Origin of the sequence: Rhodanobacter thiooxydans (assembly GCF_021545845.1) — a bacterium.
Classification (GTDB): domain Bacteria; phylum Pseudomonadota; class Gammaproteobacteria; order Xanthomonadales; family Rhodanobacteraceae; genus Rhodanobacter.
The window spans coordinates 2,216,606-2,230,099 of the sequence record NZ_CP088923.1 but is presented as its reverse complement, the minus strand read 5'-3'; the positions used below and the strand labels follow the sequence as shown (position 1 = coordinate 2,230,099).

Sequence of the window (13,494 nt, the reverse complement as noted above, 5' to 3'; positions counted from 1 at the left end):
GATGGCCGAACATGAAACAATCACGCCAGTGACTGTTTCATGTGAGCGAGTCCGGGCGTGTACCGGTCGCGGTGGCCGAGGTGTACTACCGCGGCATCGGCAACAAGAACCTGTTGCGCCAACCGAGCCTGAAGACCATGCGTACCGACAAGACCGCGGCGGACCTGGCCGATACCGATCGCACCCCGCCTGCCCGCCCTGCCAGGGCCTCCACACGCCGCCAGGCTGGCCAGACCACCGGCGGCATCGTCATCAGCCATCCCGAGCGCGTGGTGTATCCCGACGACGGCATCACCAAGCAGCAGGTGGCCGATTACTACGCCAGTGTAATGAAGTGGTTCCTGCCCGGCGTGGCGGGCCGTCCGGTGTCGGTGATCCGTTGTCCGGAAGGCACGGCGAAAACCTGCTTCTTCCAGAAGCACATGATCCAGGGTCTGAAGCACGTCGGCAGCGCGAGGCTGAAGGAAGAGTCCGGCGCCCAGGCCAGCTACATCTACCTGCGCGACGCCGCCTCGGTGATCGAGCTGGTGCGGTTCGGCGTGCTGGAGTTCCATCCCTGGGGCGCGACCATCGAGCAGCCCGACCGTGCCGACCGCGTGGTGTTCGATCTCGACCCCGGCAACAACGTGGGCTGGGAGCGCGTGGTGGCCGCGGCACGGCTGGTGCATCGGCTGCTGTCGCAGCTGGGTTTGGAATCATTCCTGCGCACCACCGGCGGCAAGGGCCTGCACGTGGTGGTGCCGCTGAATCCCGGCTGCCCCTGGCCGCAGGTGAAGGATTTCGCGCGGACGTTCGCCGGCACGCTGGCGCAGGCCCATCCGCTGGAGTTCGTCGCCACCGCCAGCAAGGCCCGCCGCAATGGCCTGATCTACGTGGATTACCTGCGCAACAGCCGTGGCGCGACCAGCGTGGCGTCGTACTCGCTGCGCGCGCGCCCCGGCGCGCCGGTCGCCATGCCGCTGCGTTGGGCCGAGCTGGGCAAGCTGAGAAGCGGCCGCGATTTCGACATCCGCTCCGCGCCCAGGCGCCTGGCGCGCTTGCGCACCGACCCGTGGGCGGGCGTGGACACGCTGCGCCAGAACCTCGACCAGGTAATCAAGAAGTTCGGCTGAAGCCGTTCCCGGGCCGTGCACTGCGCCATGCACCACGGCCCCGTACCAAGAGGAGCGGGGTCAATGGCGCGAACTCGGCCCGCAGGCGCCGGGGTTCGCCACCTGGCATCCCTCCGCGCTGCTGCGCATGCCGCGCGAGGCGTGCCGGTGGCCAGCGGTTCGCAGGGCTGACACTAACGCGGAGCGTTCCCGCGCGGTTCTCCCGACCATCTGCGCCGGTGCAACGACGGGCGGCCGTTCAGTGAAAGTCCCGCGAGCGCGCATCCAGTGCACCCAGCAGCGGGGTGAGGTCCCGCAGTCGATGTGCGATCAGGTGACTGACGCGATCGACGTTTTCCCACTGCCCTTCCACCGCGAGCAACCGTGCCTGCAACAGCGCACGACGCTGGGCTTCGGCCACTTGCCGCCGCACGATGACGTTGATCAGGCCATGCTCGTCCTCCAGCGTCACGAAGATGATGCCGCTGGCGGTTTGCGGCTGCTGTCGCGACGTCACCAGCCCGGCTACGCGCACGCGACTGTGGTGCGGTTGTCTGCGCAGCGTTTTTCCGTCCATGCAGTGCGCCGCGTTCAAGCGGGCGCGGATCTGCCGCAGTGGGTGCGCGCCCAGACTGAGACCGACGCGTGCGTAGTCCGCCAGCGTGTCCTCGGCCTGCGTGGGCAACGGCAAGGCCACGGCCCGCTCGCCCGGGCTTTCGCTGCCGAACAACGGCAACTGTGGCTCGACACCGGCCACCGCCCAGCGCGCGCGATGGCGATGACCGGCCAGTCCACGCAGGGCCGCTGCATCAGCCAGCAGTTCCTGATGGCGACGATCGAGACCGGCCCGCGAGCACAGATCGGTGACGTCGGCGAACGGTTGCCGTCCGCGCGCCGCCATCAGGCGAAGCGCGGCCGCTTCGGAGCATCCCCGCACCATGCGCAGGCCCAGCCGGATCGCGCGCGCATCAGCATGGCCGCGCGGATCAGGTTCCAGCGTGCAATCCCAGTCGCTGAAACGTACGTCCACCGGCCTCACCGCGACGCGATGACGCCGCACGTCCTGCACGATCTGGCTCGGCCCGTAGAAACCCATCGGCTGCGCATTGAGCAGTGCGCAGGCGAACGCCGCCGGGTAATGACACTTCAGCCAGCACGAGGCGTAGACCAGGTTGGCGAAACTGGCCGCGTGCGACTCGGGGAAACCGTAGGAACCGAAGCCCTTGATCTGCTCGAAAATGCGTGCGGCGAATGCCGCCGTGTAACCGTTCTTCAGCATGCCCTGCATCAGCTTGTCGCGATGCGGCTCCAGCCCGCCATGACGTTTCCATGCGGCCATCGAGCGGCGCAGCTTGTCGGCCTCGCTATCGGTGAAGTCGGCCGCCACGATGGCCAGCTTCATCACCTGTTCCTGGAACAGCGGTACGCCGAGCGTGCGTTCCAGCACGTCCTTGAACTGCGGTGACGGATAATCGACGACTTCTTCCTTGTTCCGGCGCCGCAGGTACGGATGCACCATGTCGCCCTGGATCGGGCCGGGGCGCACGATCGCCACCTGGATCACCAGGTCGTAGAAATTCGCCGGTCGATGTCGTGGCAGCATCGCCATCTGCGCGCGGCTTTCGATCTGGAACACGCCGACGGTGTCAGCACGCTGGATCATCTCGTAGGTGGCGCGGTCACCCGGCTCGATCGTCGCGATGGTTTTCGCCACGCCATGCCCGCTTTCCAGCAGGCCGAAGCATTTGCGCAGACAGGTCAGCATGCCCAGCGCCAGGCAATCGACCTTCAGCATGCGCATGTAATCCAGGTCGTCCTTCTCCCACTGGATCACCGTGCGGTCGGGCATCGCCGCATTTTCCACCGGCACCATTTCGCTCAGCGAGGTATCGGAGATCACGAAACCGCCGACGTGTTGCGACAGATGCCGCGGCATGCCCAGCAGTTCGTACGTGAGCTTCAGCACGCGGCGGATGATCGGGCTGTCCGGATCGAAACCCTGTTCGCGCAAGCGTTCGTCAGCCTTGCTGTCGCCCCAGCCGCGCGCAAAGACGTCGCTGAGCCGGTCGATCTGGTCCAGCGGCAGGCCGAGCGCCTTGGCCACGTCGCGCACCGCGCTGCGGCCGCGGTAGCAGATCACGGTGGCGGCCAGCGCCGCGCGCTCGCGCCCGTATTTCCCGTAGATGTACTGGATGACCTCCTCGCGCCGCTCGTGCTCGAAATCGACGTCGATGTCGGGTGGCTCGTCGCGGTCCTCGCTGATGAAGCGCGCCACCAGCAGGTGGTTCACCTCCGGGTCCACCTCGGTCACGCCCAGCGCGAAACACACGGCGGAATTGGCGGCCGAGCCGCGGCCCTGGCAGAGAATGCCTTCGCCACGTGCGAAGCGGACGATGTCGTGCACGGTGAGAAAAAAAGCTTCGTACTGCTTCGACGCGATCAGCGCCAGTTCGTCATCGATCAGCTTGCGCACCTTGGCGCTCGCGCCTTGCGGCCAGCGCCAGCGGATGCCCTCCTCCGCCAGCTGGCGCAGCCAGCTGGCGGGCGTGTGGCCATCCGGCACCAGTTCGGTCGGGTAGTCGTATTTCAGCTCGCCCATATGGAACGTGCAGCGTTCGGCGATGCGCACGCTCTCCTGCATCAGGGCTGCGGGATAGATCCCGGCCAGCACGTCGCGTCGGCGCAAATGCCGTTCGCCATTGCGGAAGATCAGCGCGCCCGCCTCGGCGATCGGCACGCGATGGCGGATCGCGGTGAGCGTGTGCTGCAAGGCCAGCCGGCGGCGCACGTGCATGTGTACGTCGCCGCTGGCCGCCAGCGGAAGGTCCAGTGCGTGGCCAAGCGCCTGCAGTTCGCACAGGCGCCCGACGTCGTCGGGGCCGCGATGCAGTTCCACCGCCAGCCATGCGCGGTCGCCAAACGTCGCGCGTATCCAGCGGCCGTGGGCGGTGTCCGCTTGCAGCCCGGGCATCCACAAGGCCAGCGTGCCCGGCATGCCGCTTTCCAGGTCCGCGCAGGTGAGCCGGTACGTGCCTTTCCCCGAAGCACGGCGCCCGCGCGTGATCAGCCGGCAGAGTTCGGCATAACCCTGCCGGTTCTCGCACAGCAGCACCAGCTTCGGGCCATCCTCGAGCTGGAATTCGGCACCCACGATCAGTTTCAGGCCGGTTTCGTTCGAGGCCTGGTATGCACGCACGATACCGGCGAGCGAACATTCGTCGGTGATCGCCAGCGCGCTGTAACCGCATGCCCTGGCACGCTCGAACAACTCGGCCGCGTTCGAGGCACCGCGACCGAAGGAGAAATCGGACAGGCAATGCAGTTCGGCGTAATCGCTCATGCGAGCCGGCTCATGCGAACCAGCCCTGCAGCATCCAGCCGCTTTGCTCGCCGGGCGGACAGAAGGCCCACGCCCGCTGGCCGAGCGAGGTCTCGATCACGTAGTAGTCGCGGCAGGCTTCGGCGCCATCCCACCAGCCGGTTTCCAGCCGCTCGGGGCCGGCCAGGATGCGCGGCGCCGCGCCGCGCAGGGGAAGCGGATGCGCCAGCAGCCAGGTGGGCCGCGGCGATGGCTCGTCGTGGACGCCGCCGCATTCGGCCACGGCCTGGGCGCGTTCGGGACGCGGATCGGTGGTGCTGCCCAACCGATAGACCGCCCGATCGCCAAGGCGCGCGCGCAGGCGTTCGCGCAGCTGCCCGATCGGCAATGCATTCGCCGGCCGTTCGTCGAACAGATCGCGCCCGGCGGGCACAAACGCCGGCAGCTCGCGCGCGATCAGGCGCAGCGCCAGCACCGGCTCGGGGAGCACGACGTGTTCCAGCCGGCCCCGTGCGAACTCGAACAGCATCGCGCCCTCGCGCTCCGGCGCCAGCAGCCCCACCGGCACATCGGTACAGCGTTCCTCGCGATGTTCCAGGCGCAGCAGGAAACGTTGCACGCCTCCATCGCGGCCGGCGAGATAGGCGGCAAGGTCATCGGCCATGCGTCGCACCGGAAAGATCAATGCCGACTGATTCTCCACTTCGTGGAGCAATTCGATGCGCAGGTCGAAGGTGTCCGGTGGACGATACAGCTCCAGTCCGGAGAGCCGGTCGCCGATTAGGCGATCCAGCGCATCCAGCAGTTCCGCGCCGAAGCGCCGGCGCAGACCATCCCGCGGCAGCGCCAGCACCTGTCCCAGGCTGCGGATGCCCATGCCGGGCAGCGCGGCGATGGCGTTCGCCGGCAAAAAGCTCTTCGCGAGCGGCACCCGCTGCAGGGCATGGCGCAGCGCATCGACAGACAGCACCGCCTGCCCGTCGGAGACCGTGGCCAACACATGCGCGGCGTGAGCCGTCGGTGCCGCGGCCAGCCGATGGCGAAATCCCAGCCCGGCGAAATCCGCCCGCAGCATCGCTTCAAGCTGCGGCCACGGCCCGAACAGGCTCATACTGCGGCTGACTTCCAGCACGATCGCGTGTGGCAGCAGGCTGACCTCGGAGCTGTACCGGTAGGCCACGGCCGCGAGAAAGCGGTGCCAGCGATCGACCGATTCGCGGTCGTACGGAATCGCCTCGAACTTCGACAGCAGCGCCTGGGCGGCGCTAAGTCGCTGCCCGACATGCAGGCCCGCCGCCTGTGCGGATTCATTGGCCGAAACGATCGCGCGGGCGTTGGCCGGACCGTCGACGAGCACCAGCGGCCCCGTCGTGGGGCGGCGTCGAAGCATCCCATCCATGGCCAGATGCGGCAGGTTGATGCAGGTCCAGAGCATGTCCGGTCGCCATCAACCGGCAAGTCGCGCCAGCGGAACGGGCCGGGTGGGCACGGCCCCACCGCGGCATTTGCGCACCCACAGCTGCGGCTGCGGCAAGGCTTCCAGTTCCAGGCGCAGCGCGGCCGGCGAGGCGTTGGAAAGATGGGAGCGATCACGGAACACGAAGGCGAGCGCCTGCCCGGTAGCCGCCGCCACCTGCAGGCGACGCAAGGCGCGATCGTCGGCTTGCCGCGGCCATGCCAGCACGGCGGCACAGCTTCCCGAACGCAGGCATTGTTCGGTCGCCCAAAGCACGTCCTTTTCAGGGGCCTCGACGATGTCCACCTGGCGCATGTCGACGCCTTGCTGCTGCCAGCCAGCGACACACGGCGCATATGGCGGCGACACGATCACCACGTTGCGCCGGCTTCGGGTCAATCGCGCCAGCGTGGGCAGCACCAGGCGAAGTTCGCCCACGCCATCGGCGGGCAGCAGGATCTCGGACAGCGAGGCGTCGGGCCAGCCGCCCGCCGGCAGCACGGTATCGAGTGCGCGCCAGCCGGTGGGCTGGTCGCCGGCTGGGACCACGGCAGCACGGCCACGCCAGACCCGGCGTGCATCGAGCAAGGCGGAAAGTGGAACCACTGCGTTCATCAGCTGCCCCGCAGCAGGCCTGCATACAGGCCTTCAATCGCGAAGTCTTCGGTGGGGTCCACGTCGATCGGGTGGAAACCCGGGCTGTTGGGCAGCAGGCGAACCACGTCGCCTTTCCAGTACAGCCGCTTGATCGTGAAACGGTCGCCGCCCACGCGTGCGGCCACCACCTGGCCATGACGGGCCACCGGCGTGGCGTGCACCGCCACCAGGTCGCCATCGAGAATGCCTTCCCCGCGCATCGAATCGCCGACCACCTTCACCAGGTAGTCCGGCCGCAACCGGAACAGCGAACGGGATACACGCAGGCTGCGATCGACCCGTGACTCCGAAAACAACGGCTCGCCGGCCGCGATGCGACCGATCAGCGGCAGCTCCATGGTGTCCGCATCCAGCGGATCGGGCTCGCGCACCAGCCGGATGCTGCGGGCGTGGTTGGGTTCGATGGTCAAGCGGCCTTTCGCTTCGAGCGAGCGGATGTGCTTGAGCACCGCGCTGACGTTGCCGATGCCCAATGCCTCGCCGATTTCCTCGAGCGTGGGTGACTGCCCATCGCGCTCGATCCGGGCGCGGATGAAGGCAAGGACGTTCAACTGGCGATTCGTGATCTGGATGGTCATGGTTCGCATAGTTTCACCTAAATAGGTGAAAATTGAGAGTAGAAAAATATTGCTGGGGAGGCTCTGATTTTGCTCGTCATCCAGCGAGGCGCTTTTCAACAGCCGGAGGCTGGTCAAGCTGGGATCCAGCGGCTCCAAGCCGTTGAACGCAAAGGCGCTGGATGACCAGACCTTCGTCTGTTGAAAAGCGCTTCCTGCCTTCGCAGGAATGACAAGCAAGAAGTCGGTTAATCATACTTTTGATATATATATCAATACCTTGTAGTTTTAATCGCATCCAGTTTTGAAGATGAGGCGGACTCCAGCGTCCTCCCTCGGCATCTCAAGAAATGAGAGGACGGCTGATGCATTGCCCACCTTTCGCGCTTATGCGCCTGATGGCCGACCTGCGGGCACGCACGTGTTCTGTGAAGCCCGCGATCGCAAGAGAATCCGAAGCGCCTTCTTCTTCCGTCGTTTTCACCGGCTGCCTTGATAAGTGCGCGGGAACAGCCATCTTCCACCTGCATCCGAATCACGACAGGAGGCTCCGCATGCCCCGTTACACCAGGAATCCCGAGGTGTTGTCGCGGCTCAGCCCCGAGCAGTACCGGGTGACCCAGCAAAGCGGCACGGAGCGCCCCGGCACCGGCGAGTACCTGCACAACCGGGAGCCGGGCATCTACGTCGACATCGTGTCGGGCGAGCCGCTGTTCGCCTCGACCGACAAATTCGAATCGCCTTGTGGCTGGCCGAGCTTCACCCGGCCGATCGAGCCGGCCCACGTCCACGAACTGCGCGATACCTCGCACGGCATGATCCGCACCGAGGTGCGCTCGGTGCACGGCGACAGCCACCTCGGCCACGTTTTTCCCGATGGCCCGGCCGATCGCGGCGGCCTGCGCTACTGCATCAACTCGGCCTCGCTGCGCTTCGTCCCCCGCGACGACATGGCGGCCGAAGGCTACGGCGACTACCTGGACCAGGTGGAGCAGACGCGATGAGCACCGAGCGCGCAGTGCTCGCCGGCGGTTGCTTCTGGGGCATGCAGGACCTGATCCGCCGCCTGGACGGCGTGGTTTCAACGCGCGTCGGCTACAGCGGCGGCGAGGTGCCGAATGCGACCTACCGCCACCATGGCAGCCATGCCGAGGCGATCGAGATCGTGTTCGATCCGGCGCGCATCGGCTATCGCACGTTGCTGGAATTCTTCTTCCAGATCCACGACCCGTCCACGCCGAACCGGCAGGGCAACGACCGCGGCAGTTCCTATCGCTCGGCGATCTTCTATACATCCGAGGAGCAGAAGCGGATCGCCGAGGACACCATCGCCGACGTGGATGCCTCGGGCCTGTGGCCCGGCAAGGTGGCGACGGAAGTGGCGCCGGCCGGCGATTTCTGGGAAGCCGAACCCGAGCACCAGGATTACCTGGAGCACTACCCCGACGGCTATACCTGCCATTTCATCCGGCCGGGCTGGAAACTGCCGCACCGCCACGCGGTCGGCTGACCCGGACATCAACGCCCGAAGATGATTTCCTTGCCTTCGTGGTCGCGGTCCCAGCCGCGCAGCTGGTCGCGGATGTGGGCGATGCGCTGGCGACCGAGCGCGTTGCGTTCCTCGTCCAGCACCTGACCGTCCAGCAGTTCGGCCAGGCGCTGCGCGGTGGGCAGCATCGCGTCCCACGCGTCCAGCGCCGGCAACGGCGCCGGCAGGGTCATGAAGAAGCTCACCCCCGGCGTGCGCAAGGCATCCAGCCGGGCCAGGTCGAAATTGCCGGGCTTGAGCATGTTGGCGACGCTGAAGATCGGCCCCAGCTCGCGCTTGCCGTCGACCAGGCGGTGGTAGATGCCCATGTCGCCGAATTCCAGGCCGGCCTTCTCGGCGGCCACGACCAGGTCCGGGCCGTGGAAGCGCCCGTTGTCGCGGGCCACCACGAACAAGGTGACGATGCGCTCCACCGGCAGTTGCGCCGGGCGCCGGCCAAGCTCGGAACGCGGCGGCGCAACGGCGGCTGGCGCGGCAACGGGCGCCTGCGCCGGTAAAGCAGGCTCCTCCGCCGCAGGCAAGGCGTCCGGTGCCGCCGGTTCGCCGGAGCTGGGCGCGCGCAGGGCGTCGATGATCGAGGCGACATGGTCGGCCAGCTTGGGCTGCTGCCTGGATCTGGCCTTGGGTGCGGCGGGCATGGGCGCCTTGGCGCGCTCGCCGGACAGTGTGGCGCCCAGCCGCTCGAGTTCCTCGCGCAGGCCGACGTCGAGCTCGCCCTGCTGCGGCTGCGTATCGCCGATGAAGGGTTCGCCTGCGCCCGGTTCGCTCCCCGGCCCGCCCAGGGTGGGTTCACGACGCTCGCCGGCATGTGGCTCCGGCATCGCCCTGCGCCTGCCCTGCTCCTTCTTCGGCTGGCCGAACAGCCAGATCAGCGCCAGCACGATCACCCCAACGATCAGCATCGGGATGCCGACGGCAGGGTTCCAGGCGAAGGCGAGCACGGGTTGCAACGTCATCATCAGGTCCTCAGGCAGCTCCCGCCAGTTTAGCCGCTTCGGCCAGGTCTACCTGCACCAGGCGCGACACGCCGGGCTCGCGCATGGTCACGCCGCACAGCTGGCTGGCTGCTTCCATGGTGGCCTTGTTGTGGCTGACGAAGATGAACTGCACCTTCTCGCTCATCTCGCGCACCATGTTGGAGAAGCGGCCCACGTTGGCCTCGTCCAGCGGCGCGTCCACCTCGTCGAGCAGGCAGAACGGCGCGGGATTGAGGTTGAAGATGGCGAACACCAGCGACACCGCGGTGAGCGCCTTCTCGCCGCCGGAGAGCAGCGAGATGTTGGAGGGCCGCTTGCCCGGCGGCCGCGCCATGATCGACACGCCGGTGTTGAGCAGGTCGTCGCCGGTAAGCTCCAGGTAGGCGTGACCGCCGCCGAACAGGCGCGGGAACAGCTCCTGCACGCCGGCGTTGACCTTGTCGAAGGTTTCCTTGAAGCGCTGGCGGGTCTCGCGATCGATCTTCTTGATGGCGTTTTCCAGCGTCTCCATCGCGCTGGTGAGGTCGGCCAGCTGGTTGTCCAGATAGGTCTTGCGTTCGCTCTGCTCGGCGTGTTCCTGGATCGCCGCCAGATTCACCGGCTCCAGCCGCGCGATCTTCTGGCCGAGGTCGCCGAGTTGCGCGCGCCACTGCTCCGCGTCGATGTCCGCGGCCAGTTCGGTCAGCAGGGTCTCCAGTTCGAGGCCGGAAGCGTTGATCGCCGCGGCCAGCTGTTCGGCGCGCAGCTGCAGTGCCTGGGCGGCGAGGCGCTTCTCGGACAGCCCCTCGCGCAGGCTGGCCAGGCCCTGTTCGGCCAGGTGGCGCTGCTGTTCGAGCTTGCGGAATTCGAGGTCGCAGTCTTCCAGCGCGCGGCGCGCCTCGACCAGTTGCTTGTCGACCAGCAGGCGCTGGTCCAGATAGGCTTGCCGTTCGGCTTCGAGTTCGGCGATCGGGTCGGAGCCGGCGGCGAGCTGTTCGCTGATCTCGTCGCGGCGCGCCTCGATCTGGCGCAGCTGGGCGTCCATGCGGCCCAGCGCCTGCTCCAGCGAGCCCAGCGAGGATCGCTTCGACTCCAGCGCCAGGGCCAGCGCATGTGACTGCTCGGCAGCCTCGCGCGCGTTCATGCGTGCCTCTTCGCGCGCTTCGAGCAGCGTGCGCCGCTCGTTCTCCAGTTCGCGGCGCTGGTCTTCCTGGTCGCCCATCAGGCCGACCGATTCGTCCAGCCGCGCGCGCGCCTCGCGGGTCTGACCCTGCAGTTCGTCGAGCTGGGCCGCTAGACCATCCAGTTCGCCGCTGACCTTCTCGGCGCGGGCGCGGGCGGTTTCCAGCTTGCCACGGTGGCTCTGCAGCTGGCCGGCCAGCTCGGACTGGCGGCGATGCGCGTTGTACAGCTCGCGCTGCGCGTCGTCACGGGCGCGCTCGGCCTCGAACTTGCTGATGCGCAGTGCGTCGAGCCGTTCGCTGGATGTTTCCAGCTGCGCTTCCAGTGCGGCGATCTGTTCGGCCAGCAGGCGCAACTCGCGCTCGCGCGCCAGCACGCCGACCTGGCTGCCCTGCGCGCGGCGCACGCGCGCCCAGCCCGGCCCCAGCCATTCGCCGCTGCGCGTGATCACCGACTGGTACGGCGCCAGCGCGGACAACGAGGCCACCTGCTGGTGCGCGTCGCCCAGCGACTCGGCGGTGAGCACGTGGCCGAGGATGGTCAGTGCCGCCGCCGGACCGCGCACATGGGCGGCCAGCGTACCGGCGGTGTGGGCGCCGCCGTCGGCGGCGTCGAGCAGCGCCACGTCGGCGTTCTCCAGCGCCTCGAATTCGGCGGCCAGCGCGTGCGAACCATCCACCAGCACGCTGTCGAGGAAGCCGCTCAAGGCGGTTTCGACGGCGGTTTCCCAGCCGTTTTCGACTTGCAGCGATTCACCGAGGCGGCGTGACTTGTTCAGTCCGAGGCGAGCCAGCCAGCCGCTGGCGGCGTTTTCTTCCTGGCCCAGTGCGGCGTGTTGCAGCGCCTCCAACGAGGCTTGTCGGCCGCGCGCAGCCTGCAGCTGCTGGCGCGCCTCGTTCAGCGCCGACTGCACCTGGCGCTCTTCCTCCAGCAGCTTCTCGTGGCCGCCCTTGTGCTGGTCGAGCAGGCTGCCCAGCGTCTCGACGCGTTCGCGCTGGGTCTCGTGCTCGTCGACCAGTTGCTGGCCGGCGGCGTCCAGCGCGGCCACGTCGGTGGCCTTCTGCTCGGCTTCCAGCGCCTCGCGCCGGCGCGACAGGTCGATCGCCTGGCGGTCGAGATAGTTGAGCTTGGTGCGCTCCACCTCGGCTGCGCGGTTGGATTCGCCGGCGTTGCGGGTGTGGCTGTCCCAGCGCTGCTGCCAGTCGGCCAGCTTCGCCTCGGTGCTGCGCTGGGCTTCGGCGGTGTCGTCCTGCAGCTGCTGCAGGGCTTCGAGTTTCGGCTCGCCTTCGGCCAGCGCCAGGCGCAGCGCCTCGACCTGATCACGATCGGTGGCGATGTGCGCGGCCAGCTCGGCATGCTCGCGCTCGGCGTCGCCGTGGGCGCGCTGCAGGCGCTCGGCGGTCTCCTTGTTGTAGCGCACCTGCTGCTCGACCCGGGCGATCTCGGCGCCGACCTTGTACACCTCGGCCTGCACCGCGTTCAGGTGTTCGCTGGCGTCGGTGTGGCGTTCGCGCACGCTTTCCAGCTGCGCCTCGATCTGGCGCTGGCCGGCCAGCTGCTTCTCGATCTCGATCTCGGCGGCGGAGAGCACTTCGCCCTCGCCGTCATGCTGGCTCTTCAGGCCGCGGTATTCCAGCGCGCGCAGTTCGGCTTCCTTGCGCGTCTGTTCTTCCTTCAGCGCCTTCCAGCGCTCGGCCGCGCGGGCCTGGCGGTGCAGGTGTTCGAGCTGCTTGTCCACCTCGTCGCGCACGTCCTTCACGCGGTCGAGGTTCTCGCGGGTGGCCTTGATGCGGCTCTCGGTTTCCTTGCGCCGTTCCTTGTACTTGGAGATGCCGGCGGCTTCCTCCAGGTGCGTGCGCAGTTCCTCCGGGTGCGCCTCGATGATCTGGCTGATCATGCCCTGCTCGATGATCGAGTAGCTGCGCGGGCCGAGGCCGGTGCCGAGGAACAGGTCGGTGATGTCGCGCCGGCGGCAGCGCGCGCCATTGAGGAAATAGGCGGACTGGCCGTCGCGGGTGACCTGGCGCTTCACCGAGATCTCGGCGTACTGGCCGTACTCGCCCTGGATCGAACCGTCGGCGTTGTCGAAGATCAACTCGACCGTGGCCTGCCCCACTGGCTTGCGCGTATTCGAGCCGGAAAAGATCACGTCGGTCAGCGAATCGCCGCGCAGGCGGCTGGCCGCGCTCTCGCCCATCACCCAGCGGATCGCGTCGATGATGTTGGATTTGCCGCAACCGTTCGGGCCGACCACGCCGATCATGTTGCTCGGCAGGTGCAGGGTGGTGGGGTCCACGAAGGACTTGAAACCGGCGAGTTTGATCGTGGTCAGGCGCATGCGGTCGTCAATGGGTCATCGGTAGTGCCCGCGCAGTCGGGCGACAAGGCACTGTGCCAAACGCGGGACGGCGCTGCAATGCGTTTCCGCGTGAAGTAACAGCTGAAGAGTTCTATATAACTCGTTGTTTCAAAATTACTTGTTTTTCGCATCGATCGACAAGGCGTGGATTCCGTTGTCCATCAACCCGTCCAGCGCCGCATAAACCAGGCGGTGGCGGCGGATCGGCAACAGCCCGGCGAACGCGGGGCTGACAATACGCACGTGGAAATGGCCCTTGCCCTCGCCGGCATGTCCGACATGCAGGTGGCCTTCGTCGACGATTTCCAGTTCGGTGGGTGCCAGTGCCTGGATCAGGCGCTGGCGGATTTGTTCGATCATCGCCTCGC

10 protein-coding genes are annotated in these 13,494 nt (G+C 67.4%); 3 read left to right on the top strand and 7 right to left on the bottom strand.

Going from position 1 to position 13,494, the window contains the following annotated elements:
• Nucleotides 1-41 precede the first annotated feature (41 nt).
• On the top strand, nucleotides 42-1,112 hold the full coding sequence (gene ligD, locus LRK53_RS09920) for a non-homologous end-joining DNA ligase (RefSeq protein WP_235642031.1): 1,071 nt from the start codon (nucleotides 42-44) through the stop codon (nucleotides 1,110-1,112).
• A 238-nt stretch (nucleotides 1,113-1,350) separates the two neighbouring features.
• On the opposite strand, the gene LRK53_RS09915 is transcribed toward ligD, so the two are convergent.
• From LRK53_RS09915 to lexA, 4 genes are read right to left on the bottom strand one after another with little or no spacing between them, the layout of a single operon-like run.
• Nucleotides 1,351-4,431, bottom strand: a complete 3,081-nt coding sequence (locus LRK53_RS09915; RefSeq protein ID WP_027491733.1) for an error-prone DNA polymerase — start codon at nucleotides 4,429-4,431, stop codon at nucleotides 1,351-1,353.
• A 10-nt stretch (nucleotides 4,432-4,441) separates the two neighbouring features.
• On the bottom strand, nucleotides 4,442-5,845 hold the full coding sequence (locus LRK53_RS09910; protein ID WP_027491732.1) for a Y-family DNA polymerase: 1,404 nt from the start codon (nucleotides 5,843-5,845) through the stop codon (nucleotides 4,442-4,444).
• Nucleotides 5,846-5,857: 12 nt separating this feature from the next.
• Entirely contained in the window at nucleotides 5,858-6,481 is a 624-nt protein-coding gene (gene imuA / locus LRK53_RS09905) for a translesion DNA synthesis-associated protein ImuA (RefSeq protein ID WP_235642030.1), read from the bottom strand.
• Entirely contained in the window at nucleotides 6,481-7,101 is a 621-nt protein-coding gene (gene lexA / locus LRK53_RS09900) for a transcriptional repressor LexA (protein ID WP_037088988.1), read from the bottom strand. Before lexA ends, imuA begins: the two co-directional genes overlap by 1 nt.
• Before the next feature lie 533 nt (nucleotides 7,102-7,634).
• Between lexA and msrB the strand changes: the two genes are divergently transcribed.
• Nucleotides 7,635-8,084: a peptide-methionine (R)-S-oxide reductase MsrB gene (gene msrB, locus LRK53_RS09895; RefSeq protein WP_235642029.1), complete on the top strand. Its 450-nt coding sequence runs from the start codon at nucleotides 7,635-7,637 to the stop codon at nucleotides 8,082-8,084.
• Complete coding sequence (msrA, locus tag LRK53_RS09890; RefSeq protein ID WP_027491730.1) at nucleotides 8,081-8,590, top strand: peptide-methionine (S)-S-oxide reductase MsrA; 510 nt, start codon at nucleotides 8,081-8,083, stop codon at nucleotides 8,588-8,590. Before msrB ends, msrA begins: the two co-directional genes overlap by 4 nt.
• 8 nt (nucleotides 8,591-8,598) lie before the next feature.
• Here the strand turns inward: msrA and zipA are convergent, their stop codons facing one another.
• From zipA to LRK53_RS09875, 3 genes are all read right to left on the bottom strand, one after another.
• Nucleotides 8,599-9,585 (bottom strand): cell division protein ZipA, encoded by a 987-nt coding sequence (zipA, locus tag LRK53_RS09885; protein WP_027491729.1) that lies wholly within the window; start codon nucleotides 9,583-9,585, stop codon nucleotides 8,599-8,601.
• A 10-nt stretch (nucleotides 9,586-9,595) separates the two neighbouring features.
• Entirely contained in the window at nucleotides 9,596-13,105 is a 3,510-nt protein-coding gene (gene smc, locus LRK53_RS09880; protein ID WP_027491728.1) for a chromosome segregation protein SMC, read from the bottom strand.
• 135 nt (nucleotides 13,106-13,240) lie between these two features.
• A complete protein-coding gene (locus LRK53_RS09875) occupies nucleotides 13,241-13,486 on the bottom strand; it encodes a BolA family protein (protein WP_027491727.1) in 246 nt (81 codons plus the stop codon).
• Nucleotides 13,487-13,494 lie beyond the last annotated feature (8 nt).